Source organism: Vibrio sinensis (genome assembly GCF_003605645.1).
Lineage (GTDB): Bacteria > Pseudomonadota > Gammaproteobacteria > Enterobacterales > Vibrionaceae > Vibrio > Vibrio sinensis.
In genome coordinates, this window is the sequence record NZ_QVMU01000003.1 from 192,511 (window position 1) to 218,031 (window position 25,521).

22 protein-coding genes and 1 riboswitch are annotated in these 25,521 nt (G+C 42.5%); of the genes, 10 read left to right on the plus strand and 12 right to left on the minus strand.

Going from position 1 to position 25,521, the window contains the following annotated elements; translation table 11 throughout:
• Window positions 1-14: 14 nt before the first annotated feature.
• From mukB to cmoM, 4 genes are read right to left on the minus strand one after another with little or no spacing between them, the layout of a single operon-like run.
• Complete coding sequence (gene mukB, locus DZ860_RS05880) at window positions 15-4,475, minus strand: chromosome partition protein MukB (protein ID WP_120029990.1); 4,461 nt, start codon at window positions 4,473-4,475, stop codon at window positions 15-17.
• Window positions 4,472-5,194: a chromosome partition protein MukE gene (gene mukE, locus DZ860_RS05885; RefSeq protein WP_120029991.1), complete on the minus strand. Its 723-nt coding sequence runs from the start codon at window positions 5,192-5,194 to the stop codon at window positions 4,472-4,474. The genes mukB and mukE overlap by 4 nt, the downstream gene beginning before the upstream one ends.
• The gene (gene mukF / locus DZ860_RS05890) at window positions 5,175-6,512 is read right to left on the minus strand and encodes a chromosome partition protein MukF (protein WP_120029992.1); all 1,338 of its coding nucleotides are present in this window, start codon (window positions 6,510-6,512) and stop codon (window positions 5,175-5,177) included. The genes mukE and mukF overlap by 20 nt, the downstream gene beginning before the upstream one ends.
• A gap of 2 nt (window positions 6,513-6,514) precedes the next feature.
• The gene (gene cmoM, locus DZ860_RS05895; RefSeq protein ID WP_165862856.1) at window positions 6,515-7,324 is read right to left on the minus strand and encodes a tRNA uridine 5-oxyacetic acid(34) methyltransferase CmoM; all 810 of its coding nucleotides are present in this window, start codon (window positions 7,322-7,324) and stop codon (window positions 6,515-6,517) included.
• A gap of 96 nt (window positions 7,325-7,420) precedes the next feature.
• Between cmoM and elyC the strand changes: the two genes are divergently transcribed.
• On the plus strand, window positions 7,421-8,224 hold the full coding sequence (elyC, locus tag DZ860_RS05900; RefSeq protein WP_120029993.1) for an envelope biogenesis factor ElyC: 804 nt from the start codon (window positions 7,421-7,423) through the stop codon (window positions 8,222-8,224).
• A gap of 154 nt (window positions 8,225-8,378) precedes the next feature.
• On the opposite strand, the gene torR is transcribed toward elyC, so the two are convergent.
• Entirely contained in the window at window positions 8,379-9,089 is a 711-nt protein-coding gene (torR, locus tag DZ860_RS05905) for a two-component system response regulator TorR (RefSeq protein WP_120029994.1), read from the minus strand.
• A gap of 238 nt (window positions 9,090-9,327) precedes the next feature.
• On the opposite strand from torR, the gene torD reads away from it, so the two are divergent.
• From torD to DZ860_RS05930, 5 genes are all read left to right on the plus strand, one after another.
• Window positions 9,328-9,975 (plus strand): molecular chaperone TorD, encoded by a 648-nt coding sequence (torD, locus tag DZ860_RS05910; protein WP_120029995.1) that lies wholly within the window; start codon window positions 9,328-9,330, stop codon window positions 9,973-9,975.
• Window positions 9,976-10,189: 214 nt separating this feature from the next.
• The gene (gene purR, locus DZ860_RS05915; RefSeq protein ID WP_120029996.1) at window positions 10,190-11,197 is read left to right on the plus strand and encodes an HTH-type transcriptional repressor PurR; all 1,008 of its coding nucleotides are present in this window, start codon (window positions 10,190-10,192) and stop codon (window positions 11,195-11,197) included.
• 143 nt (window positions 11,198-11,340) lie between these two features.
• Window positions 11,341-11,430: riboswitch (cyclic di-GMP riboswitch) on the plus strand.
• A 260-nt stretch (window positions 11,431-11,690) separates the two neighbouring features.
• Window positions 11,691-12,284 (plus strand): TfoX/Sxy family DNA transformation protein, encoded by a 594-nt coding sequence (locus tag DZ860_RS05920; RefSeq protein ID WP_120029997.1) that lies wholly within the window; start codon window positions 11,691-11,693, stop codon window positions 12,282-12,284.
• A gap of 189 nt (window positions 12,285-12,473) precedes the next feature.
• Window positions 12,474-13,169: a TVP38/TMEM64 family protein gene (locus tag DZ860_RS05925; RefSeq protein ID WP_120029998.1), complete on the plus strand. Its 696-nt coding sequence runs from the start codon at window positions 12,474-12,476 to the stop codon at window positions 13,167-13,169.
• Window positions 13,166-13,471, plus strand: a complete 306-nt coding sequence (locus DZ860_RS05930) for a DUF7577 domain-containing protein (protein ID WP_120029999.1) — start codon at window positions 13,166-13,168, stop codon at window positions 13,469-13,471. The genes DZ860_RS05925 and DZ860_RS05930 overlap by 4 nt, the downstream gene beginning before the upstream one ends.
• On the opposite strand, the gene DZ860_RS05935 is transcribed toward DZ860_RS05930, so the two are convergent.
• The 5 genes from DZ860_RS05935 to DZ860_RS05955 form a co-directional block, all read right to left on the minus strand.
• Window positions 13,468-14,268: an alpha/beta fold hydrolase gene (locus DZ860_RS05935; RefSeq protein WP_120030000.1), complete on the minus strand. Its 801-nt coding sequence runs from the start codon at window positions 14,266-14,268 to the stop codon at window positions 13,468-13,470. The two genes, DZ860_RS05930 and DZ860_RS05935, sit on opposite strands and share 4 nt — an antisense overlap.
• Before the next feature lie 158 nt (window positions 14,269-14,426).
• Window positions 14,427-15,887 (minus strand): glycogen synthase GlgA, encoded by a 1,461-nt coding sequence (gene glgA / locus DZ860_RS05940; protein ID WP_120030001.1) that lies wholly within the window; start codon window positions 15,885-15,887, stop codon window positions 14,427-14,429.
• The gene (glgC, locus tag DZ860_RS05945) at window positions 15,877-17,094 is read right to left on the minus strand and encodes a glucose-1-phosphate adenylyltransferase (protein ID WP_120030002.1); all 1,218 of its coding nucleotides are present in this window, start codon (window positions 17,092-17,094) and stop codon (window positions 15,877-15,879) included. The genes glgA and glgC overlap by 11 nt, the downstream gene beginning before the upstream one ends.
• A 495-nt stretch (window positions 17,095-17,589) precedes the next feature.
• Entirely contained in the window at window positions 17,590-20,217 is a 2,628-nt protein-coding gene (gene topA / locus DZ860_RS05950; protein WP_120030003.1) for a type I DNA topoisomerase, read from the minus strand.
• Window positions 20,218-20,556: 339 nt separating this feature from the next.
• A complete protein-coding gene (locus DZ860_RS05955) occupies window positions 20,557-21,210 on the minus strand; it encodes a Qnr family pentapeptide repeat protein (RefSeq protein WP_120030004.1) in 654 nt (217 codons plus the stop codon).
• A gap of 311 nt (window positions 21,211-21,521) precedes the next feature.
• On the opposite strand from DZ860_RS05955, the gene DZ860_RS05960 reads away from it, so the two are divergent.
• The gene (locus DZ860_RS05960; RefSeq protein WP_120030005.1) at window positions 21,522-21,770 is read left to right on the plus strand and encodes a DUF2498 family protein; all 249 of its coding nucleotides are present in this window, start codon (window positions 21,522-21,524) and stop codon (window positions 21,768-21,770) included.
• Window positions 21,771-21,862: 92 nt separating this feature from the next.
• On the opposite strand, the gene aroA is transcribed toward DZ860_RS05960, so the two are convergent.
• A complete protein-coding gene (gene aroA / locus DZ860_RS05965) occupies window positions 21,863-23,146 on the minus strand; it encodes a 3-phosphoshikimate 1-carboxyvinyltransferase (RefSeq protein ID WP_120030006.1) in 1,284 nt (427 codons plus the stop codon).
• A gap of 141 nt (window positions 23,147-23,287) precedes the next feature.
• Window positions 23,288-23,743, minus strand: a complete 456-nt coding sequence (locus DZ860_RS05970) for a glycine zipper 2TM domain-containing protein (protein WP_120030007.1) — start codon at window positions 23,741-23,743, stop codon at window positions 23,288-23,290.
• 17 nt (window positions 23,744-23,760) lie between these two features.
• Between DZ860_RS05970 and aat the strand changes: the two genes are divergently transcribed.
• From aat to infA, 3 genes are all read left to right on the plus strand, one after another.
• Complete coding sequence (gene aat, locus DZ860_RS05975; RefSeq protein ID WP_120030008.1) at window positions 23,761-24,474, plus strand: leucyl/phenylalanyl-tRNA--protein transferase; 714 nt, start codon at window positions 23,761-23,763, stop codon at window positions 24,472-24,474.
• A gap of 1 nt (window position 24,475) precedes the next feature.
• Entirely contained in the window at window positions 24,476-25,174 is a 699-nt protein-coding gene (locus DZ860_RS05980; protein WP_120030009.1) for an arginyltransferase, read from the plus strand.
• Between the two features lie 79 nt (window positions 25,175-25,253).
• Window positions 25,254-25,472 (plus strand): translation initiation factor IF-1, encoded by a 219-nt coding sequence (infA, locus tag DZ860_RS05985; protein WP_120030010.1) that lies wholly within the window; start codon window positions 25,254-25,256, stop codon window positions 25,470-25,472.
• Window positions 25,473-25,521: the final 49 nt, after the last annotated feature.

A 25,521-nucleotide genomic window follows, 5' to 3' on the forward strand; every position in this document is an offset into this window, starting at 1 on the left:
ATGGGCAGCTTGGTTTATTCCATTTCTGCAATCAGCTCTTGAACTTCGCTTTTTGGTGATGTTTCTTGAGCGAAACCACGTAAACCAACTACGTGTACGTGTTCGTGATCCTTAAACACTTTACGGATCAGTTTGTACGTAGTGCCTTTTTCTGGGCTGATGTTCTCTGGTGCCGCAATAAGCAGCTGCATATCTAGACGGTCACACAGTTCAAATAGGGTCGAAATCGACTTACCATCTAAACGCGCGGCCTCATCTAAGAACAATAAGCGACATGGCACAATATCTTTACTGCGAAGACGACGTGACTCTTCCTCCCAGCTTTGGACCACCATCAACAGAATTGACTGACCAGTACCAATTGCTTCACCGGTCGATAACGCACCAGATTCCGCTTGCAACCAACCATCTGAACCACGACAAACCTCAACACTCAACTCTAAGTAGTTACGGTAATCCAGTAACTCTTCACCCAGTACTTGTGGCGATCGCTGTCCCATATCGATATGTGGGTTAACGCGTTGGAACAACTTAGCCATTGCTTCAGAGAACGTAAAGCGTGGGCTTTCAAACAAATCTTTGTGTTGCTCTTGTTGAGTCGCTAGGCCATTGAGTAGTACTTCATGACTTTCGCGAATCTTCACATTTAAGCGAACACCTTTCACCTGACCAAATGCAATATTCGATAAACCTTGGTTTAGCATACGAATACGGTTTTGCTCACGTTGAATTGTTTTCTTAATAATACTCGCCACAGAATCCGAACTGATCGCAAGACGGTTTTCACGTTGAGTCAGCTCTTCTGTTAAACGAGCTAGCTCCACTTCCATCTCTTCAATCGCTTCAACTGGATCATCAGTACGAATAATATCTTGACGAATACGCTCACGCAGATGTTGGTAAACTGCGATATAGAAGAGAACTTTGCGTTCTGGACGAGCATTGTCCTCAGATAAACGTAGCGAATCGCGCAAATCGTCGTTGTCAGCAACCGCTAAGCGCAATGCACCCAATGATTTATCTGACATTGAACGTAGCTCTTCAGCAGAAAGATAAGCCAGTTCACGCTTATGTAGACGACGTTCTACGTCATTCTCACGAGCTAAACGTAGTACTGAGCACCAGCCTGCTTTCGCTGCAACAACGAAAGTACGAACTTCAACGTACTCTTTTTGCACTTTCTTCAAGCGCTTAACTAAGCCTTTCATTTCAAGCTCAGTTGATGTGATAGTGCGCTCGTATTCGCTCTTACGGCTACGAGAAGCATGTAAACGCTCATGCAGTTCATCACGTCGACGTAGGGCACGCTCTTGAGCTCCCTCATCAGCCGTCACGCCAAATTCTTGCAATTCTTGTTTGAACTCTTGAACCGTTTCCAACTTCGCTTGATGTGAACTCTTCAATGATGCCAATACTTGGTTGTATTGGTTCATCTGACCTTGAGCTTGTTTAAGTTCATCACGTGAACGTGTACGCATGCGCTCTGCTTCAACCAATTTGGTTTTTAGCTGTTCACTCAATTCACTGCTCTTATTCAGCAGATCTACCGAATCAGAATAAGCAAAGTAATGACGGCGCTCGACTAAATCAGCCAAAGCAAAAATTTGCTTTTTCAATTCTTGTAACTGCGTATCTGCTGCTTTGTACTGGGCTTCTAAAGCATCAAATTGCTCAGGGTCGGCATCTAACGCTGTCGCAATGTTTGCAAGCTCAGCGACTGCTTTACCATGTGCGACAATAAATGCTCTCGCTTGCGCAAGTTGACTCAGTTTTTCTTCTAGTTCATCAAAGCGAGCTTGAAGAGTTTCGTCATCAAATACTGCCATGCTAGGCGCGAGTTTATCGAGAGCTGATAAAGCTTGTTTGCTGTTGGTTAACTGGCTGCGTTGCTGCTGCTCTTTCGCTTCTAAGTCAGCTAAAATACGAACAGCTTGATTACGTTTTTCTCGAACGATAACCAGTGCTTGTTCAGGATCTGCATCAAAGGCAACTTGAATGTGTTTCGCAACAAAATTATTGAATGCTTGATATAAACGTTGCAGTTTCTGTGAGTCGAAAGCTGCTTTTGCGTGCTCTTCAACCACTTCTTCTCGCTCACCACGTAACAACTCCAAACGTTGTTCACGCGCCGCGCGACCAAACAATGGAATTTCTGGTAAACGCGAGTAACGCATCTGGCGATCGTTCAATCGAACACACACAGCGCCTTCAAGCTCTTCTGCATTGAAAGAACTGTCATCAAAGGCATCAATATCACCTTCAATAATGTACAAGTCTTCTGGACAATCATCCAGTTCGACCAGCTTCTCTTCAATACCTGATAGATCTGAAACCACAATCGCATGACGAGATGGGCCGTACATCGCACTAAAATACGGCGCATCACCAATGGTAATGTCATCGTAAATCTCAGCCAGCAACACACCACCAAGGGTATCAGCCAAACCTTTTAAGCGTGGATCGTTTGAACCACCTGGCGATGCTAAGCGCTCAATTTCATTTTCTAAGACTTGGCGGCGTTCTGCCAGCTTATCTTTTTGAATCGACTGCTGCTTTTCTTGCTCTAGAACCAATTGCATGTGTGACATGACAGCTTGGCTATCATATAGGTCAGCACCACTTTGTTCTTTCAACGCTTCTAGAGCATCATTTGCTGCGATCCACGTTGGTGCGATTGACTCTAGTTTACGGATTTCAGCGGCGCTATCTTGCTCAATACGACGTTGGTCACCACGTTGTTCGCGCACATCTTCCTGAGCCATTTCTAAAGAGTCAATTTGCGCGACATGACGTTCACGTTCTTGCTCAAATGAAAGCTCATCGGTCAGTTCAATATGGTGTTGCTTTTGATACTCAGCAACCGCTTCGCGTGTTTGACGTTGTTGGTTCAAACGCTGCTCTAGATCGCGGTGCTGTGCGCGCCATTGCGATTCATTTTGCATGATTTGTTCAGCGTCACGACCTTTTTGCATCGCCAATTTAGCTTGGTTCGCGGCATCTTTACGCTCAACACTACCAACAATGCTACGAACTAGCTGTAATGCTTTCTCAAACTGCTCAGCCGCTGCCGAAGACATGTCTAGCTTATGCTTAACCGCCAACAAAGCATTAGTATTTTGAGACTCTTGCTCTTTTAGCGCCATCACCATTGCTTGTGCGTTTTCAGCAGTCAGCGTCTGGTCGCTTAATAGCGCTTTCGCTTTTTCTAGCGATTGCACCGCTTGTTGATATTGAAGTGCTCGCGTTTGCTGCACATCCAATGCTTGTTGGTAATCAGCAAGTTGCGATTTTAAGCTATCCACTTCTTCTTCTGAAACCGTGGCTTGCTCTTCAACCATCAAGACGCGCTCTTGCGCTTCTTCAACCACCATCATCTGTTCTTCAAGACGCTCACTCAGCTCTTCAAGATCTTCTTGATAGCGCGCAATTTTCTCTTGCTGACGCAGTGCATTTTGCACAAGTTGTAGATGGTCAAAAGCCGATTGGTAATCTTGTTCTAACGAAGACTCTTGCTCAACCAACAACTCAAGCTCTTCTTGAACTCGATTGAGTAATTTGTTCTGTTCAATCAAGGTTTCACGCGAGCCAAAAAGCTCTGAACGCAAAGAAAGAGTTTGATCCAACTTGTTACGACGATCATTGGCATGACGCATATAGTCGGCTGCAACGTAGTTGGTCGACTCTGTGATCAAGTGTTTGAACAAGTCACGATCAGATTGGGTGGTTTTAATCGCTTCTAGCGTTAGACGGTTTTCGCGTAATGCTGATTCCATATCTTGGAACGCTTTTTTCACGCCGCCATTTTGTGGTAACAAGTAGTCACGCAACGAACGGGTGATCGCACTTGAAATACCACCGTACAGTGACGCTTCAATCAAACGATAGAATTTAGAACGGTCGCTTGAGTTACGCAGTTTTTTCGGGATCACGCCAAATTCGAACATTTGAGCATGGTAGTCCACGATAGAACTAAACGCTTTAAACTGCACACCCTCATATTGAGCGATAACGTCTTTAACTTCATTAACTTGGCGAACACGCGCTTGTGTTTCTGATACGCTCTCAATTAGCACATCAGTGGGTTTTACATGACTTGGTAAGCCTTGAATAACAAAGGGCTTGATATCCACTTTCTTATCACGTCCAGCCACTTGCTGAAGCTTAACCGCAAACAGAAGACGTTGATTACGAGAGTTCACCACATCTAGAGCGGCATAACATGCGCCCGGCTGAAGTTTACCGTAGAGACCCTTGTCACGAGAAGACTGGCTACTGCCCGCTTCCGTCGTATTGCGAAAATGCAGCAAGGTTTGGTCAGGAATCAAAGCGGTAATGAATGCCGCCATCGTTGTTGATTTACCTGCACCGTTACCACCAGACAGTGTTGTTACCAATCCATCTATATCAAAGGTACGCGCAAAAAAGCCGTTCCAGTTGACCATAGTCAATGATTGATATTTGCCTCTTTCAATCATGCTTCACCTTCTAATTCTTCTTGCTCATTGTCATCGCTATCATCTTCGTCCATCAGCAAACTGCCTTGGCTTGGCTCTTGGGTATGAACTACCGCTTCACCATCACGAATCAAACGTAGCTGTGCATCGCGCATATCATCACCGACACGAACATCGGCACCAAAGCGAAATACCGCTTCACTGATACTAAATTTGCCCGTTTCACCAATGTTGATGATCATGCCAAGGCGACGTAAACGACGCAGCGAGGTGCGCACTTTTTCAAACAGTTTTTCTTTATCAAGATCAGAGCCATTAGCGCGGTTAGTCGCTAACTTCATTAACTTGTTTTCATCGGCTAAAGAGAGTAGCTCTTCGTACAATTCTTGATTGGTAAAAATACCCTCATGAGCAAGACGCTCTGGGCTCAAGTAAAGGAAACAAAGTACTTTACCCACCAGCATATCAAGCTCAGATAATACACTACGGCTGATCAAAGAAGTTGAACGTGGACGCAAGTAGAAAAAGCCTTCTGGCGCTTTCACTAATTCGGTATTGTAACGTTGATAAAATGAAGACAGTTCAACTTCGAAATCAGACAACAGTGCATGATTATCAAGGTCTTCACTTGAAATATGACGCCCTGCTCGCAGCATACTATCGAGTGCTGGAAACAGAGGGTTAGAAATTGCTTTTGCCAGATTTTCTGACATGTATTCGTTAATATCTGTCGATGACATTTGCTTGTACCTTTGCCCCGTATTCGTTAATCGCCTGCCAGTCTGGTTGAATCGCGCGGTAATCGGATTCTGAATAACCGAGTCTGACGGCTTGGTCGACGACCATGCGGGCTAAATCAAAGTGATGAGTGCGTGGATGCTCTGCGAGGTATTCACCAAGCACCTGGCCTAAATCAATCGGAGTACCTTGTTCTTTGAATACTTTCAGCATGTCAGCAATGCGCTCAGATAGCTCGTCATTGACTTGTTGAAACTCTTCGTACTCCACTTCCATCGGTACTTGTCCCATGACTTCATCGTCACGGAGAACCAACGCTTCATCGCGAAGATCGGTTAATCGCTCAGCATCTGCATAAGTGAGATACCAAGGCATATCGAAGTAATCTTTAAACGACTGACGCAATCTCGTGCTAAAGGCACGGTTTTTATCCATATCAATCGCGGTACGAATGAATTTATGAACATGGCGATCGTAACCGATCCACAAATCAATCGCTTGCTGACCCCAACGCGTAATCCGGTCAAGCTTCATCTGCAAGCCAAATAATGTCTCTTCGATGAAATCTAACTCTTCATCACCATAGACAATTTCTTGGATATCGAGAATTTGCGTTTGTAGCTCATCCCCTGCGGCTTGCAAGGTATCTTGTAACTCACGCAACGTTGTAGAGGTTTCTGAAAGTAACGCTTCACAGTTGTTAATCGCTTCACGCCAATCTTTATTCAAAAGATCCGCAATTTGCTGTTTCACTGACTGTTGCTGTTCATCCATAACACGCTGGTTAAGATCGATTTGATCAAAAATCTCACCCACTGAATATTTCAAAACACCATAAACGTTCTTCTTCCAATGTCCCGGCGTACCGCCTTTTTTAGCCGCTTCGATGGCTTTCGCCATTTCATCAGAGACCATAGACAATTGAATAGAAAAACGCAGTCTCGAAAATTCTCGATGGCGTATGTAGTAATCAGTGATACCAATCGCTAAAGGGGATAAACGATAAATACTGACGCCATCTGTCACTTCACTGGTAAAACGGCTAATTAATCGCTGTTTCACCATTTCGTTGATGGCGTTGTTCGCGCGAAACGCAGAGGCTTCACCTGTATCTTCAAAAAGTCGAGTGACGATAGTAAACGCGTCATGGAGTTCACCTTCACCCAATTCTTCATCGAATCGTTCTTCACTCAATACGGCGATAGCAATTAAAAATGCCAATCGCTCAGAGGTAAGATTCAATGAGAAGTCATGCTGCTTTACCCAACCGACTAATTCATCGATGGGTTGCTCTGCAGCATTGAGAGTCATCTCACTCATTGTTAGTCCTGTTCTTGTTTTTTCTGAGCCCATACATGAATGTATCGGCCTAATGAGAGGTAGGGTTCTTGTCTGCAAAATTTTGTTTCAAGAGCCAATACATCTTCATACTGGTACTCACCCATATTTTGCATATTACCTATGTAATCGCTAAAGCATCGGATACCAGATTTACCACAAATGTCGAAACCCGCTTGCTCCACCCATTGGTAGACTTCTTCAGGTTTCAATCCACTCTGTGGCTGTAATTTAAATCGCTTACGATGTGGCATATCATCCAATACGTGGGGAATATTGCCACACACTACGTTCTTATAAACTAGACCGTGATGGTTATAGAACATCACAGAGACAACACCACCCGGCTTAACTTGCTCAAGTAATGTTTCTAGAGCATGTTTAGGATCGACCAACCACTCCATCACCGCATGAAATAAGATCAAATCAACTGGCTCACTCATGTGCTGCGCAATATCTTGCACAGGTGAATGAATCAGGCGATATTTATCTAGCAAGCCATTTTGTTCAATGTCTTGTTTGGCTAATTGCAGCATTTCAGAAGATAGATCACATAAAGCGACTTGATGTCCGAGCTTAGCCAATTTTTGTGACACTTGCGCTAAGCCCCCACCCGCATCAAGGATGGACAGTGTTTTTTTATCGCTTTCTAAGCGTTGTAATACTTGCTCAAGATCCTGCCAGACAATAACTTGGCGGATCTCGCCCTTATCAGAGCCATAGATGTTTTTTGCAAATTTGTGGGCAATATCGTCGAAATTACGGTCTTCAGTCACGGTGGCTTGGGTTATCATGTCTAATCGTGCTGCTATTCTGTCACAAGAAATGCAGGAATAAAGAGGGTTTCTCTTAAATAATCATCAACTGGTGTTTTTTCGGACTATTTTAGTATGTTTGAGCTGAAAAAAATCGTATCCGCCCTTGTAATGCCTTTACCGGCTTTACTCATTATCGGTTTTATTGGGCTGATGCTCATTATGTTTACAAGGAAACAGAAAACAGGCTGTTTTGTTGTCCTCTTTTCTTTTATCGGTATTTTCTTAATCGCATTCCAGCCAGTTTCGTCTCGTTTACTGATGCCAATTGAGAGACAGTACTCTGCTTTCTTGCCTGTCGATGGATCGATTGATTATGTCATGGTGCTAGGCAGTGGCCATGTGGTGGATGATACCATTCCACCAACATCAGAACTTAGCCGCACAGGATTAATGCGACTCGCTGAGGGTATTCGTATCATGCGTATCTACCCTGGAGCCAAACTGATTTTATCGGGTTACGGCGGCGGAAGCGAAGAAAGTAATGCCCGCATGATGGCAAAAGTTGCGTTAGCACTGGGCGTATCTAAATCAGATATTATTTTGTTGGAAACAGCAAAAGATACGTGGGAAGAAGCGCGACAAGCCGCAGCCTTTGTTAAACACAAGAAGTTGGTTCTAGTCACTTCGGCAAGCCATATGCAACGTGCATTGAATGAGTTCCATTCTGCTGGAATCGATCCATACCCTGCACCAACTAACTATCTCGCGCAAAAGAACGTTGATCAAGCTTGGGTGAAATACACCCCTAGAGCAACCTACTTAGAGCAAACTGAACGTTTCTGGCACGAGAGTCTGGGGCTTATTTGGCAATCACTTCGTGATTGGGTCTCTGACTACGATGAAACAGCGGTCGAACCCGCAAAATCAGGCGTTTAACTAAAACTAAATCAGACGTTCGAAGTCAATCTAGAAATTCATTATTCTCGTTATCGTCCGAGGCTCGTTTTAACAAAACACTGTAAATTGACATAAAAAAACCGAAGCCAAAAGCTTCGGTTTTTTATTTTCACTATATCTGCATTAACGATGATTAATCGCCAGCAAACATATATCCTTCACCATGAACCGTGACAAAAATCTGCGGGTTTTTCGGATCAAACTCCATTTTTGCACGCATACGTCGAATTAAAACATCAATCGTACGATCGTTTGGCGCATCAACACGATGGCTGATCATGTTAAGAATACGTTCACGGCTCAAGACTTGATTCGGGTAAGTCGAAAGCGCTACCAAAAGCTCATATTCTGCTTTTGTTAGTTTTACTGGCTCTCCATTTCGACTCAAAGCACGACGCTGAACATCAAATGTCCACTCACCGAAGCGAACAACATTTTCATCATGCTTATTTAAATCGATACCACCTGAATTACGAGCGCTTGAGATACGCCAAAGTAAATTCTTTACTCGAACCAATAATTCACGAAGTTCGAATGGTTTCGTTACATAATCGTCTGCACCCATTTCTAGGCCAACGATTTTATCAATGCTGTCCGTGCGTCCTGTTACCAGGATAATTCCAATGTCTGACTGACTGCGAAGCTCACGTGTTAACATCAAACCATCTTCACCAGGAAGATTGATGTCTAACATCACAAGATCAATCGCATGAGTTTGTAGTAGTTCACGCATTTGACTTCCGCTATCTGCTTCACTAACGGTATAACCTTCATTTTGAAAGTAACCGACTAGCTTGCTGCGAGTCACTGCATCGTCTTCTACAACTAAAACGTGATTGCTCATCTACACCACTTATTTTGCATTTGGAATTGTTAGCATGTGTATTCTATTCATAAATAGTAACATTTCTAGTATTTGTTACATTAAAATCAAGAAAGATGATTTTTTATTGATTCAAGACAAAACTAGCCCAGATGTTAATAAAATGCCATCTTTATGCTTATTTTGACACATCTTGCGTTATCTCTATTCATATTTATTGGTTAAAATATAGGTAGAGTGATATTAGGAGTCTCTTTTGATGCAAGAAATTAAAGCGTTTAATGAAAAGCGTGCTGAAATCTATTGGTGGTTTTCAAGTCTGTTCGCAAAAGAACTAACAGAAGCAGAACTGGAGCAGTACCACAGCCCAGAGATCCGCACATTTCTTACCGGTTTAGGTGAAAACCCAACGCTCAATGTCGCAGCTACACGCGTCAATGATGCATTAAACCGTTTACTCGATCGCGAAGATGCTCAATTAGAGCTTTCAGCTGATTTCTGTGATTTATTTTTAAAGTCCGATAAGGATTCAGCACTCCCTTACGCCTCAATGTATATTGGCGAAACAGGATTATTGGACGACAAACCTGCGCGTGATATTGAAGCTGTGATGGCTCAGTACAATGTAGCAGTACAAAAAGATCTCAATGAACCCGCTGATCACTTAGCGATTGAATTGGATTTACTAGGTAATATCATCATTCGTTCTAACGAGTTAGAACAAGAACGTCATTTGGATGAAGCATTAGCTGACCAACACACTTTTATTGAACAACATTTATTAAGCTGGGTTCCGAAATTCAGCACTAAATGTCAATCTTTCGATGAGTTTGGCTTCTACTCAGCCGTCGTTGCACTGTTAGTTTCGTTCTTAGAGCTCGATCGCGACTATCTTGCTGGTGAATAAATAAAACACCTCTCTCGCTTCCTTGATGAGAGGTGGATTTTTATTTGCTCTGACTACCGTTGCGGTCTAAAATCGTCTCCGCAAACGATAAAAATGATGATAATAATGACAAACCGCTGCTTTAGAGCGGTTTTTGTTTTTCTGAGACTTTCTGCCAAATTAATCTAGACGTTGAATAACATCAGGTGGCAGCAATAATAAAGGACAGTACCTTATGGCCACAATAAAAGACGTTGCACGCCTTGCCGGCGTATCCACCACAACTGTTTCTCACGTAATCAATAAAACTCGCTTTGTTGCTGAAGCGACTCAAGAAAAAGTGATGGAAGCAGTAGACGAATTAAATTATGCACCAAGTGCAGTAGCACGTAGTCTAAAATGCAATACCACTCGCACCATTGGTATGTTAGTTACACAATCAACAAACCTATTTTTCTCAGAAGTGATCGATGGTGTTGAAAGCTACTGTTACCGTCAAGGTTACACGCTAATTTTGTGTAACACTGGTGGTATCTATGAAAAGCAACGTGATTATATTCGCATGCTGGCAGAAAAACGTGTCGACGGTATCTTAGTGATGTGTTCTGACTTCACTGAAGAACTGAGTGAAATGTTAGAGCGCCACAAAGACATTCCTAAAGTGGTTATGGACTGGGGTCCAGAAAGCTCACAAGCAGATAAAATCATCGATAACTCAGAAGAGGGTGGCTACCTAGCCACTAAATATCTTATTGACCATGGTCACACTGACATTGCATGTTTGAGTGGACATTTTGAAAAATCTGTATGTAAAGAACGTATTCTCGGTTACCGCCGAGCGATGAATGAAGCCAACCTTTCAATCAATGATGATTGGCTACTAGAGGGTAACTTTGAGTGTGACACCGCCGTTCTTGCAGCCGACAAAATCGTCGTTATGGACAAAAAACCAACCGCAGTTTTCTGTTTTAATGACACAATGGCACTTGGTTTGATGAGTCGATTACAGCAAAAAGGTCTGCGCGTTCCTGAAGATATCTCTGTCATTGGTTACGACAACATTGAGCTTGCGGAATATTTCTCTCCGCCACTGACTACTGTTCACCAACCTAAGCGTCGTGTTGGTAAAAACGCGTTCGAAATTCTACTTGAACGCATCAAAGATAAAGAGCACGACAAACGAATCTTTGAAATGCATCCAGAAATTGTAGAACGCAACACTGTAAAAAACCTTAATAAATAGTAAGTTAACCATAGCAAGTCAGTAAAAAAAGCTGGCTTGCAGCACAGTTTAACGTTAAATTCCTGAAGCAAGATCACACTTTTGAAGTGTGGTAGTGATGCTAAGTCCTCAATTTAATTTAATCTTTAATTGAGCGAATTAAGCCACGCACAGGGCAAACCATTCTGAAAAGGTGGGACGCAAAGCTACCGGTCTAAACAATATTTTTATTGCATGACAGCGGGGTTGCCGATGGCAAAATGCAAACAAGGCTGAACATCAGTTTTACCTGCTGACGTATTAACATTGTACTTGGCTATAACTATTTTTAATCGACCAAAATGATCGATTTTAGATATCTTAGTGCCATAATTCTCAAGAGTAAGAGTCATCAACCTCTTACTCTCAAGATTGTGCAAAGACTGATCTCTGCAGGTATTAAAAATGCTGCATTAGTTGCTATTCTCTCGGACCTGATTTGGTGGCGTATACATATACACCGAGAAAGTACTGCATGGACAAACCAATTTTAAAAGATTCAATGCGACTATTCGAGCCGCTAGGCCGAATCAAATCTCGTTCTATGTTTGGTGGATTCGGGATTTTTGCAAACGACACTATGTTTGCTCTTATAGTCAATAACAAGCTACATATTCGAGCTGATGATTCTTCAGCTTCGGAATTTAAACTTCATGGATTGGAACCTTATATATACAAAAAAAGGGGCTTCCCTGTCGTTACTAAATATTTTGCGATCCCGGAGCTGTGGTTACCTGACTCTGAGAAAGTTTTGTCTGTCGCAAAAAATGCGTTAGACAACGCGCACAAAGAGAAGTCTACTCAAGCTAACGCTCGTCCAGATCGTATTAAAGATCTCCCTAACCTGAGATTAGGTACTGAACGCATGCTTAAAAAAGCGGGCATAGAGTCGGTTGAGCATTTAGAAACGAAAGGCTCTGTGGGCGCTTTTAAAGCTATCCAAGCTACTCATACTGCTGATGTAAGCATTGAATTACTTTGGGCTCTTGAGGGCGCAATTAACGGTACCCATTGGTCTGTTATCCCACAGACAAGGCGTGAGGAGCTAATGGCTCACTTAGCCAATTAGATACCCCCCACTCACCTCAAGCGACTTTGTATCTCGAAGACCTTTAGTTGTAAGAAACCAAAAATTATAAAACCCAACGGTTAATTTCATCGTTGGGTTTTTTATTTGAAAGTAATTCCCTGTTACCCTGTTCTTATCCTCTATACGACTTCGCAGCGAACCGTCATGCGGTATTTGGAGACTCACTTTATGAATAAGAAAATTATCCTTGGTGTATTACTTGTTGGTTTAATTATCTTTCTGGGTATTAACTTTGGTCATTACCTCACGCTTAGTAACGCAAAACTTCAGCATGCTGCGTTGCTCAGTTACATAGATGAACATTTTCTCATCTCTGCTGTGATTTACTTTTTCGCCTATCTCGCGATTACCGCTTTTTCCATACCAGGAGCAGCTGTCGTCACACTACTTGGCGCAGCATTGTTCGGTTTTTGGGTCAGCTTGGTTCTTGTCTCATTCGCCAGCACACTTGGTGCAACCTTAGCTTTTCTGAGTAGTCGATTCTTATTGCGAGATTGGGTCCAGGCAAAATTTGGTGACAAACTCTCCACCATTAACTCAGGTGTAGAAAGAGACGGCGCATTTTATCTTTTCTCCTTACGCCTAATTCCTGTATTTCCATTTTTCTTGATCAATTTATTAATGGGCTTAACCCCAATCACAGCGGCTCGATTCTACCTTATCAGTCAAATCGGCATGCTTCCTGGGACCGCTGTATATTTAAATGCAGGGACACAACTAGCTCAAATTGACAGTCTATCTGGAATTGTGTCACCGATGGTTTTGGCCTCATTTGCAATATTAGGTCTGTTCCCGATTGTCGCTAAATGGATTATGAACAAAATTAAACCGTCACCAGACGTGAATGGAGATTCGCTATCTTGAAGATATATTCCGCGGCAAACCCACCAGAAGCTCATATCGTCTGTGAGCTTCTTAAATCGCACCAGATTGACTGCGAGGTTCGAGGTGAGGGATTGTTTGGGTTACAGGGAGAATTGCCGTTTGGAGAAGATAGCGAGCCTTATGTGTGGCTCTATAACCAGAGCAAACAATATGAAGCGCTAAATTTAATAAAGGAATTTACTTTTCCTATCCAATCAGGGAAAGAATGGGTCTGCCAGCAATGCGGTGAGACCATTGAGCCTCAATTTGCTCTTTGCTGGCAATGCGGAACCCAAAGTTAAGCGTAGATATGTTGACGAATGAATGCGATTGAATGTTTATTAAACTCTTCTGGGCATTCAATATTGCAGACATGACCACAGTTTTCGATTTCTAGTAAACGGCTTTGTCGATGAACTGCCACCATTTCTTTAACGGGTTGTATGAACATATAGTCTCGTTCACCCATCAAGTACAACGTTGGAATTGGCAATTCTTTATCTTTAAAATAACGCATCAATGGATTCACTTCAGAAGCCAGAATAAACCAACGCTTAAACTCTTTCTGACATAGCTTTTTCGCTTCACGAATGAACAGATGTCGGGACTGTTTTTGCGTTCTTTGTGGCATCACAATGTAAGCAAACAAACGATAAAGCCACATGTACGGCAATACATGTTTAAACAGGTTGCCTACTTTCACTAATACTTGAGAACGTGTATTTAAGCGCGTAACCGCCCCACCCAATACCATCGATTTAACCCGATCAGAGGCCAGTTCAGCAATATTGCGTACGATGATCGTCCCAAGCGACATACCCACGAAATGTGCGGCTTGAATTTTCAGATGATCCAGCACAACGAGAATATCGAGAGTCACTTCTTTAAACGTATAGCGGTTAGTCATCAACTGTTTAAGCAACTGATTTGATTTTCCATGACCACGTAAATCGACAAGCAATACGTTAAAATGTTCTTTATAGGCTTTTATTTGTTTAAACCAAATAGAGGAGCTTCCCCCAGCACCATGCACAAACACAACCCACTCTTTGCTTGTGGCATGTTGATAGGTTTTATGAAAAAGCAAAGTATCGTTCATAACGAATCAGTCGACATATAGAAACTTTCGAAGAGGTGCAGACTAGCACACTCTGAAATTTGATGTGCTGCTTGAGAAGACAAATTGTAGTGTACGGTAGACAAAAAAATGTAAATATAATTAAAAAAGACGCCCGAAGGCGTCTATCTGTTCACATCCTATGCATCTAATGCGGCGTAATACAAAGAGAGATACTCTTGCGCCGCGGTGCTCCAAGAGAAGTTCTGTTGCATCGCAAAGAGCTTGAGTCGCTCAATTTCTTCTGGGTATTGTAAATACAGCAATAACGACCGCTGCATCACGAGCAAAAGAGCATAAGGTTCTGGCTCATGGAAAATGAATCCCGTCGCTAAATCAGAGTTGGTATCATAATCCACCACACTATCTTTCAAACCACCTACAGCTCTCACGATAGGTAATGTTCCATAGGCCATACTATAGATTTGGTTTAGCCCACATGGTTCAAATTCTGACGGCATTAAAAAGAAGTCGGAACCTGCTTCCACCAAGTGCGCTAAATCATTGTCATAAGCTTCAAGAAATGCAAATTTGTGCGGAAATTGGGACGCTATGACGCGTAACTGCGAAGCCAGCGATGGGTCGCCAGTTCCAACAATAACGATTTGAACATCATGCTTCAAAAAATCCGCCAAAATAGGCAACAAGTAGTGGATGCCTTTTTGATTCGTTAAGCGACATACCATGCCATACATGGCAGTATCCTTAACTTCTAGCCCCGCTCTCTCTTGCAATGCACGCTTACATGCTTGCTTGCCCTCTTGCATACTTTTCGCTTCAGCTTTGTATGTCTGAGGCAAAGAAAGATCCGTCGTCGGGTTCCAAGATGAATAATCGCATCCGTTCAAAATACCGACTAGATCGTGCGCTCGCTGGGAAAAATATTTCCCCATTCCATGACTGCCCAGCTCCGTTGTAAGCTCCTGCGCATAGGTAGGACTCACAGCGTTAATTTTACTGGCATTCATGACGCCCGCCTTCAGCATGGTGACATGAGACGGACTCACCGCTGCATCAGGAACATAATATGAATGAAACTCTGGTAACGATTGAACTTCATCGTAGCTAAATAAGCCTTTGAATACCGCATTATGAATAGATAGCACACTTTTCATCCCTTGATAAAAAGCATGTTCACCATAACGATGATTCAACAAAAATGGGATAAACCCCGTATGCCAATCATTCGCATGAACTATCTGAGGCTGGAAACCAAGTTTCGGCAACATATCCAAGCTTGCAGCACTAAAAAACGAAAAACGAGCGCCATTATCTGCATACGCTACGTTGTTTTCAGCATACATTTCAGAACGGTCAAAAAATTGAGCACATTCAATTGCATAAACAGTCACTCCAACAACACTAAGCTCTCGCACTTGGTATTCAGTATGAGGCCAATGCTCAAGAGTGGTCGATAAAACCACCGTCGCTTGTTCAATACCCGCTATTTTGCTGTAAGCAGGCATTGCAATACGAACATCTTGATTCAAACCGAGCAGCGCTTTCGGTAATGCTTGCGCCACATCTGCCAAACCACCGCTCTTGATTAATCCCTCGACTTCCGATGCCACAAAGAGAATCGACAAATCTTTAGTAACCAACTTTTGCTCCTTTCGGAATAACAACAATACCATCGTCTGAAACATGGTACTTCTTACGATCTTCTTGTAGGTTTACACCAATTTGAGTGCCCGGTGCAATATCGGCATCTTTATCAATGATGACTCTGCGTAATACACAACCATCACCGACTTTAACGTCACCGAGTAAAATACTCTCACTAATGTCACAAGCAGAAGCGATATTGCTGCGGAATCCCAATACCGATTTCTCAATACGAGATCCACGAACGAAACTGCCATTACATACTAAACTGTCGATAATTTGAACTCGCCCGTTAGATGAATCAGTAAAGGTCGCGGGTGGTAAAGGTGGGTAATACGTATGTAGAGGCCATTTGCGGTTATAGAGCGAAAACGGTGCATCTTCAGCAAGAAGATCCATATGAGCTTGCCAGTACGCATCGATCGTACCAACATCTCTCCAATAAACCTCTTCTCTCTCTCCAGTAATGCGGTTGGTACTAAAGTCATAGACAAACACATCACCACGAGGGAACATTTTTGGAATGATATCTTTTCCGAAGTCATGAGAAGATTCTTCGTTATCGGAATCTTCTATCAATTCCGAGAACAGCGCTGACGCTTCAAACACGTAGTTACCCATTGAAACAAGAGCAAAATTCGGGTCACCTGGGATTGATTTCGGATTCGCTGGTTTTTCTTCAAAACCGATCATTCGACCGTCCGCATCGACTTCAATCACGCCAAACTCTGACGCTTCAGACAAAGGCATACGCAATGCAGATACCGTCAATGAGGCTTCTTTATCTTTGTGAAAATCAAGCATCTGCTTGATGTCCATTTTATAGATGTGATCAGAACCAAAAATACACACATGTTCCGGCTCAGATAACTGCATAAAGCGAAGATTTTGGTAAATAGCATCAGCGGTACCTTCATACCAACGCTTACCTGTGCGCATCTGTGCTGGAATAGGATCAATAAACCGATCGGTAATACCATTTATATTCCAACCTTTTTTGAGATGGTGGAATAACGATTGTGATTTAAATTGAGTGAGAACGTAGATTCTCATTAGGTCGGCATTAACAAAATTGTTTAACGCGAAGTCAATAAGCCTATAACTCCCGCCAAAGGGAACGGATGGTTTGCTTCGAGACTCAGTTAGAGGTCTCAATCGAGAACCTTCCCCACCAGCAAGAATCATTCCTAAAACACCAGCCATTAATTTTCTCCATTATATTTTTGTCGTTGATAAGTCATTGCAACTCACCATTATCTTTATTCGTTAGCCGAATCCTGTGCTAACGCCGATGACCAATGCTTCAAACTGAAGCTCCCCCGATCATCTTTCGCTCCCTGCTATTATTGTAAATATATGCAAGTCGCTGCTGGTAAACTATCGTATCCATCCCAGATTACAATTTAAAATATGCTATACCATCAAACGGACATGAGTTACTTTTCAACGCCCTGACCTAGCTCACACTACCGCAATCTAACAACACGAAGAATTAACAAACACAGAACATTATTGCGACTAAAGTCGTGTTGTTGATTGTTTCACAATCATAATTTAGATCGATTTCATTTTTATGACTCATAAGGTAGTCATGTAGCGACAAATCTGATTACCTCACCGCAACATAAAAACGCTTCCATATCTCCTAGAAACAAAAAAAGCAGCGAAATCGCTGCTTTTTTGGTAACTTACAATCCACTATTTCGCAGATTTTTTACGCTTATCTGTAATTTCCCACTTACCATCGACAAACAACGCGGTATAACCCGTTGGCTTTCCATCGACTTCAGAGCGAACATAATTTTCTTTTGACTTACGACTAAAGCGAACCACCATAGGCAGACCATCTGGGTCGTGCTGTGGGGCATCAGTCAAATAGAAAAACTTCGGTGAAATACGGTCTTTAAAACGTACCAGTTCTTCAACTAAAGGCGCTCGTGTTTCACGCGATTTAGGGAAAGTACTTGCAGCTAAGAATAGACCCGATGCACCATCACGTAATACAAAGTAAGCTTCAGATTTTTCACACGGTAATTCTGGTAGATGAACCGGCTCTTCTTTTGGAGGAGCGACTTCGCCATTTTTTAGAATCTTACGAGTGTTCTTACATGTTTCGCTAGTGCAATCCATGTATTTACCAAAGCGACCATTTTTCAAAACCATGTCTGACCCACATTTGTCACACTCGACAACTGGACCGTCATAGCCTTTTACTTTGTACTCACCAAATTCGACTACGTAACCTTCACAGTTAGGGTTGTTACCACATACGTGAAGTTTGCGTTTATCATCGATTAGGTACGCGTCCATCGCTGTTTCACAGATAGGACAACGTTTCTTCGCTCGTAATGCTGCAGTCTCAACGTCTTCTTCAAGAACATTGATGATGCCTTCTTCATCACCTAGGTTAATCGTGGTCTTGCAACGCTCTTTTGGTGGCAGAGCATAACCCGAACATCCTAAAAATACGCCAGTTGATGCGGTACGGATCCCCATATGACGTGAACAAGTCGGACACTCAATATCGGTATATACGATATGATTTGGCTTCATTCCGCCCAAGTCTTCTTCTTGCTCAGCCGTTTCAAGATCTGTCGTGAAATCAGCAAAGAAATTATCCAATACCGATTTCCAATTCGCATCACCAACCGCAACTTGGTCAAGCTTCGCTTCCATACGAGCCGTAAAGTCATAGTTCATCAAGTCATTGAAGCTACCATCGAGACGATCCGTCACAATTTCGCCCATCTTTTCTGCATAGAAACGACGTTGCTCAACTTTTACATAACCACGATCTTGGATAGTTGAAATGATCGAAGCGTACGTAGACGGACGACCAATTCCGCGTTTTTCCAATTCTTTAACCAACGCAGCTTCTGTGAAGCGTGCCGGTGGCTTAGTGAAATGCTGTTTAGGATCCAATTCTACCAAATCAATTTTATCGCCAACTTGAACCGCTGGCAGAATTTGGTCTTCATTTTTACCCATCGGACGTTGAACACGAGTCCAACCGTCAAATTTCAAGATTCGGCCTTTCGCTTTTAGCGTATATTCCGCCGCTTTCACGCTTACCGTAGTTGAGTCGTATTGCGCTGCTGTCATTTGACAAGCCACAAATTGATTCCAAATTAATGAATACAATTTATGAGCATCAGCTTCCATACTTTGCAGATCATCCGCTTTTACTGCCACGTCAGAAGGACGAATTGCTTCGTGCGCTTCTTGAGCACCTTCTTTGCTACCGTAAAAAACTGGTTTTTCTGGCAAGTAAGCTTCGCCAAACTCTGAACCAATATAGCCGCGTAACGCCTCTACAGCCTCTGAACTCAAGTTGGTCGAATCAGTACGCATGTAAGTGATGTAACCCGCCTCATACAAGCGCTGAGCAAGCATCATGGTCTTTTTCACACCATAGCCTAAGCGTGTACTTGCTGCTTGTTGCAACGTGGAAGTAATAAACGGAGCAGATGGCTTACTTGATGTTGGGCGATCTTCACGTTTACATACTTCATAGCTCGCTTTCTCTAGAGCTGCGAGTGCGACTTGAGTTTCAGCCTCATTAACAGGTTTAAAAGCAACACCTTGTTTCTGTGCTACTTGCAAACGGAAATCAATGTTGCTTGGTGTCTTCGTATTTGCGTGGATATCCCAGAATTCTTCAGGGATAAAAGCTTTGATTTCGCGCTCACGCTCAACAAGTAGCTTCACCGCTACTGATTGAACACGTCCAGCTGATAAGCCTCTCGCGACTTTTTTCCACAACAATGGCGAAACCATAAAGCCAACGACACGGTCCATAAAACGACGTGCTTGCTGGGCATTAACGCCATCCATGCTCAACTCACCAGGGTTTTGGAAAGCTTGCTGGATTGCATTTTTGGTAATTTCATTAAACACAACGCGTTTGTATCGCTCTTCATCGCCGCCGATGATCTCACGAAGGTGCCAAGCGATGGCTTCTCCTTCGCGGTCCAAATCGGTTGCGAGATAAACGTGGTCTGCGTCTTCTGCCAATTTTTGCAGTTCTGCCACGACTTTTTCTTTGCCAGGCAGAATTTGGTAGTTCGCCTCCCAGCCGTGGTAAGGATCGATACCCATTTTTTTGATTAGCGCTTTACGATCTTTTTCTTTCTTGATACGTGCTTTTTCTTCTGCGCTTAAATCTTTGGTAGATACCGCTGCCGCTTTTTGGCCTGTGCTTTGGCCTGCCGTAGGCAGATCACGCACGTGGCCGACACTGGACTTAACAATAAAGTCCTTGCCCAAATATTTATTGATGGTCTTGGCCTTGGCTGGCGACTCCACAATAACGAGTGACTTACCCATAGTTGACTCAAATGTCCTTTAATCGCTGTTGCGCACTTATAGCACGACATACTTAAAATATTGCTTCTTTTTTTACTATCGAGGCAGATTACAAGAAGATCAATATCTTTTTTTAAATTAACTTTTGACTGGTCGACAATTCATCAATTCATGAAGGGCCACATACTAAACGCCGTAATCGTTGATCTGCCAGAAAACTAAGCAGTTTTATGTAGCCGGTCACAAAACACTTTCAATAGCGCCGTTCTGCAACTCAACAAAAAATGAAATGTCGAAAACTGTTGCTCGTTCTTTGAAACAGCAGGATAAACCTCAGCCACTTCAAAATCATCGGGCTCATTAGGGTAAGACAATTAAACCAAATGGAGCAAGGAGCTGCTCCTGCTGCCAATCGCAAATTTTCACTCCAAATAAAGAGACACGGCGCAAATCTAATCCTTCTAACTCAACATGAGTGAGATCTGACTGTTCGAGATTAAACGTTCCCCACTGTTCTGGTGAAAACTCCCCACGAGACAAGTCTGAACCTTTAAAACTTGCACCAGATAAATTCGCTCCATTCCAACGATTTTCAAACAGCTCACATTTTTCTAAGTTCACTCTCTCAAAATTGGTATAGCTTAAATTACACCCATTGATGTATGCAGAGCAGAAAAACACTTGGTGACTCACTCTATTGGAAAAATTGGCCTGTTGAAAATTTGCTCCTTTTAAATCGGACTGGCGAATTTCAATACCAAAACAATCTGCGCCAATAAAGCAACACATGGCCAGCATACAGTGGTTAAAACTGGCATCTTTCAAGTTAGTATATCGAAAACTGCATCCCTCAATTGATTGCGATTCAATGAATCGACACTCATTAAATTGGCTTTCTCTCAAATCAGCCCGATCAAATTTGCAATCAAAAAAACTGCATTGTTCAAAGACGGCTTGCTGTAAATCCTGGCCTGAAAAATCATGACCTGAAAAGGTTTGTTTGGTGTATATCATACTGGCTCCTTAGTCTCGTCGAAGACTACCACCTTAAGATGTTGATTTTCCACAAAAATAACAAAAGAAAAATCAATAACTTACAAGACGCTCAAATCGTCATTTTAAGGGCTCAAATAGCCATTTTGAGGTGGTGTTTTTCTCTTTGCTGCACGCCACGTTGAAAAAAATAATTTAGCGTAACTGCTGTCCATCTAGGCGCTTAAGCTATTTCAATCATTGGAGAATCAAACAAGAGCTATTACAATCACGATTACTGATAAAAAAGAGCATTTTTCTCTCTTAACTAGCAAGAATGTAAGCAGGAAATCATGAGCGATAAAAAAGAAATTTCAGAACTTGAGTTGTTGTTGATCGCTAACCACATTATTCAAGACCATGATGATTACATCGAAGACATGCGCGCTGACAGCGTAGATGAAAAAGATGAAGTATTGGTTTTCAAAGGTCATTACTTTTTAGACGACAATGGGCTGCCGACAGCGCAGACAACGGCGGTATTCAATATGTTTAAATACCTTGCTCATCATTTATCTAAAGAGTTCACGATAAAGAAATAGAACGATACTCAATCGATTGAACACCCTGATCACCAAAAAGCCTTGGGTTCTAACCAAGGCTTTCATTTTTACGCTTGTCTCATTTTGATAGGCTAATCGTGGCTCAACATCGCCAATTTTTCAAAATAGTCTGGGAATGTTTTTGAGGTACACTTAGGGTCATTGATGGTGACCGGTGTATTGCTCAATGCAACCAATGAGAAACACATTGCCATACGATGGTCATCATAAGTATCAATCGCGGCATGAGTTAACGTCTCTGGAGGCGTAATCGTAATATAGTCTTCACCCTCTTCGACGATTGCCCCCACTTTTCTTAACTCTGTTGCCATCGCAGATAAGCGATCAGTCTCTTTTACTCGCCAGTTGTAAACGTTGCGAATCGACGTCACCCCTTTTGCAAACAGTGCGGTCGTCGCTATGGTCATTGCAGCATCAGGAATATGATTGAAATCCATATCTACGGCATTCAATTGACCTACTCGTGAAATAACGTAATCATCACCCCACTCAATTTCTGCACCCATTTTTTCAATCGCGTCAGCAAACTGAATATCACCTTGAATGCTGTTTTTACCGATACCCGTCACTTTAATCGAGCCACCTTTAATAGCGGCAGCTGCTAAAAAGTAAGAAGCTGATGAAGCATCGCCCTCAACTAAAAAATCACCAGGTGCAATGTACTGTTGGCCGGCTTTAACGACAAATTCTTGATAATTACGATTTTCTACGACAACACCAAATTGCGCCATAATATGTAACGTAATATCGATATAAGGTTTAGAAACTAAGTCACCAACAATCTTAATCGTCACATCATCTTGCGCGAGAGGTGCTGACATTAAAAACGCCGTTAAAAACTGACTAGAAATCGATCCATCTATTTCTACTGTGCCACCTTTTAACCCGGTTCCTGAAATTTTCAAAGGTGGGTAATTGGTGTTTTCAAGATATTCAATTTTTGCTCCGGCCTGACGCAACGCATCAACAAGATGTCCAATTGGACGCTCTTTCATACGCGGTTCACCTGTTAACAAAAACTCACCTCGACCTAAACATAACGCCGCAGCCAATGGACGCATCGCAGTTCCGGCATTACCTAAGAAAAGTTCAATTGGTTCTGCTGTAGAAAATGCACCGCCTAAACCTTGAACTTCACACTCAGTTTTATCTGCTGATAGTGTGTACTGAACACCAAGTTGACTCAGTGCATTTAGCATGTGACGGATATCATCACTATCAAGTAAATTCGTTAGGCGAGTTGTCCCATTAGCCAAGGCAGCCAATAGTAATACACGATTTGACACACTTTTAGAGCCGGGTAAGTTAACCTCACCATCGACTTTATTGATGGGTTGTAATGTAAGGCTTTCCATTTAAACTGACATTCCTTGCACACTCTCGCTTCCTACAAGAGCGTTGAAAATTTTTCGTACTGGCAGACTACCCAAAATTACGACGTAAAACTAGAGGCTACCAAGATCACAGAAAAAAAAAGCCTGTCACTCCCCCTATCATCAGTATTCTTTATCTACTCGAACACCATCATCAAAATATAGAATACGTACACGATCGCCAGCTGAAAACAACATGGTATTGTCTACGTCTTGTATGACATCAATGAGCTTTCCTTGCTCTGTTTTAATTAATATTTCGACTAATCGATACTCAACTTGATATTCTTGATTCGCCTGATTTCTTGCGATGCCAGCTCCGGCTACGGCTCCGACTGCGGTGGCGACCTCTTTTCCCGTTCCGCCACCAAATTGATGGCCAACAACACCACCGACCACTGCACCTAATAATGTTTCCCAGCCTGAGCCTTTTGACCTTACGATATCTTGCTGAGTGATGTATCTCACCGTATCAACTTGGCCAAATACCACCTCATTAACGGGGCGAGCTTGATTTCTCTGATATGCAGCATTGGCAAACAGCGGGAAAATTAATAACATCCATAACCACTTTTTCATTTTAATGCTCTCCCATTATGGCAATTTACTTAACTGAGTTAGATAACGACTGTTGGTTTCCCGCTCCAAAAGAAGCTTTGGCCGATCCTAATGGTTTGCTCGCCTTTGGCGGCGACCTCTCGCCTACTCGACTGCGATTTGCCTATCAAAACGGCATTTTTCCATGGTATGGCCCGGGTGAACCCATCTTATGGTGGAGTCCATCACCACGCGCAGTGTTTGATCCTAAGACATTCAAACCGGCAAAAAGTCTTCAAAAATTTCAAAGAAAAAATCAATACCAAGTTAGCATTAACCACGCGACGGATAAAGTCATCGACCTTTGTGCTTCATTAAGACCTGAAGAAGAGACTTGGATCAATGATGATATGCGCGCTGCCTACAAACAACTTGCCCGGCTTGGACATTGCCATTCTGTTGAGGTATGGCAACATGGGCAACTAATTGGCGGTTTATACGGTGTCAGTGTCGGCGCATTATTTTGTGGTGAGTCAATGTTTAGCATCGAAACCAATGCTTCAAAAATTGCACTCTGGCATTTTTGTGAACATTTTTATGCTCATGGTGGTCAACTCATCGATTGTCAGGTGATGAACTCTCATCTTGAATCTCTTGGAGCACAAGAGCTAAATCGTGATGATTTCCTTGAAAGCCTGCTATCTTTAAAGAAGCTGAATATTAAAGAAAATTGCTATAATTCGCAGTGGTTAACGCCAAACAATGAGGAATAACATGAGCTCGGATCTGCAACAAATTCGGATTGGGTTTACCGATGAACATCCTTGTAGCTACCTGACAACAGAAAAAGAGCGCGTGGCTGTCGCTTTAGAACCGACGATGCATTGCTCATCAAGCTATGAAGTATTGCTCGCAAATGGGTTTCGGCGTAGCGGAGATACTATCTATAAACCTGCTTGTGAGCACTGTTCTGCATGCCAAGCTCTACGTGTTTCCGTACCTAATTTTATACCATCAAAAAGCCAAAAAAGAATCCGTTCAAAAGCTCAACATCTTCATTGGGAATTGAAACAAGAAATGGATGAGAATTGGTTTGATCTCTATGAAGATTACATTTGTTCTCGTCATCAAAATGGCAGTATGTTTCCGCCGAAAAGACGCGAATTTTCACAATTTGCTCATTGTTCATGGCTAAATACTCAATATTTGCACATCTATGATAATAACCGTTTGATTGCGATTGCCGTCACCGATGTTCTTTCAAATAGTGCGAGTGCCTTTTATACCTTTTATGACCCAAGTCACGAATTATCCCTTGGCACGCTTGCAGTCCTTTTCCAATTGGAATATTGCCAGCAACAAGGAAAACAATGGCTTTACTTGGGCTATCAGATCGATGAATGTGCCGCTATGAACTACAAAGTCCGCTTTCAACGCCATCAAAGGCTAGTAAATCAGCGTTGGCAAGGGTAGAATACGGCCAACTTTATATAATTCATTTTAATCGACGCGCATATGTCGGTTGGAATTGTCATTTTGAAAAGAGGAATAAATGGCTAAAGAAGACGTAATTGAGTTGCAAGGTACAGTCCTTGATACTCTTCCAAACACAATGTTTCGTGTTGAACTAGAAAATGGCCACGTAGTTACTGCTCACATCTCCGGCAAAATGCGTAAGAACTACATCCGTATTCTTACTGGTGACAAAGTAACTGTAGAGATGACTCCATACGATCTAACTAAAGGTCGCATCGTCTTCCGTGCTCGTTAATCTCTGATTAGCGCAAGCAACAAAAAACGGAGCTTATGCTCCGTTTTTT

What these genes read in the sequence shown, in the direction of transcription:
- mukB (WP_120029990.1), bottom strand. Translation starts at nt 4,475, where the DNA reads ATGATTGAAAGAGGCAAATATCAATCATTGACTATGGTCAACTGGAAC.
- mukE (WP_120029991.1), bottom strand. Translation starts at nt 5,194, where the DNA reads ATGTCATCGACAGATATTAACGAATACATGTCAGAAAATCTGGCAAAA.
- mukF (WP_120029992.1), bottom strand. Translation starts at nt 6,512, where the DNA reads ATGAGTGAGATGACTCTCAATGCTGCAGAGCAACCCATCGATGAATTA.
- cmoM (WP_165862856.1), bottom strand. Translation starts at nt 7,324, where the DNA reads ATGATAACCCAAGCCACCGTGACTGAAGACCGTAATTTCGACGATATT.
- elyC (WP_120029993.1), top strand. Translation starts at nt 7,421, where the DNA reads ATGTTTGAGCTGAAAAAAATCGTATCCGCCCTTGTAATGCCTTTACCG.
- torR (WP_120029994.1), bottom strand. Translation starts at nt 9,089, where the DNA reads ATGAGCAATCACGTTTTAGTTGTAGAAGACGATGCAGTGACTCGCAGC.
- torD (WP_120029995.1), top strand. Translation starts at nt 9,328, where the DNA reads ATGCAAGAAATTAAAGCGTTTAATGAAAAGCGTGCTGAAATCTATTGG.
- purR (WP_120029996.1), top strand. Translation starts at nt 10,190, where the DNA reads ATGGCCACAATAAAAGACGTTGCACGCCTTGCCGGCGTATCCACCACA.
- DZ860_RS05920 (WP_120029997.1), top strand. Translation starts at nt 11,691, where the DNA reads ATGGACAAACCAATTTTAAAAGATTCAATGCGACTATTCGAGCCGCTA.
- DZ860_RS05925 (WP_120029998.1), top strand. Translation starts at nt 12,474, where the DNA reads ATGAATAAGAAAATTATCCTTGGTGTATTACTTGTTGGTTTAATTATC.
- DZ860_RS05935 (WP_120030000.1), bottom strand. Translation starts at nt 14,268, where the DNA reads ATGAACGATACTTTGCTTTTTCATAAAACCTATCAACATGCCACAAGC.
- glgC (WP_120030002.1), bottom strand. Translation starts at nt 17,094, where the DNA reads ATGGCTGGTGTTTTAGGAATGATTCTTGCTGGTGGGGAAGGTTCTCGA.
- topA (WP_120030003.1), bottom strand. Translation starts at nt 20,217, where the DNA reads ATGGGTAAGTCACTCGTTATTGTGGAGTCGCCAGCCAAGGCCAAGACC.
- DZ860_RS05955 (WP_120030004.1), bottom strand. Translation starts at nt 21,210, where the DNA reads ATGATATACACCAAACAAACCTTTTCAGGTCATGATTTTTCAGGCCAG.
- DZ860_RS05960 (WP_120030005.1), top strand. Translation starts at nt 21,522, where the DNA reads ATGAGCGATAAAAAAGAAATTTCAGAACTTGAGTTGTTGTTGATCGCT.
- aroA (WP_120030006.1), bottom strand. Translation starts at nt 23,146, where the DNA reads ATGGAAAGCCTTACATTACAACCCATCAATAAAGTCGATGGTGAGGTT.
- DZ860_RS05970 (WP_120030007.1), bottom strand. Translation starts at nt 23,743, where the DNA reads ATGAAAAAGTGGTTATGGATGTTATTAATTTTCCCGCTGTTTGCCAAT.
- aat (WP_120030008.1), top strand. Translation starts at nt 23,761, where the DNA reads ATGGCAATTTACTTAACTGAGTTAGATAACGACTGTTGGTTTCCCGCT.
- DZ860_RS05980 (WP_120030009.1), top strand. Translation starts at nt 24,476, where the DNA reads ATGAGCTCGGATCTGCAACAAATTCGGATTGGGTTTACCGATGAACAT.
- infA (WP_120030010.1), top strand. Translation starts at nt 25,254, where the DNA reads ATGGCTAAAGAAGACGTAATTGAGTTGCAAGGTACAGTCCTTGATACT.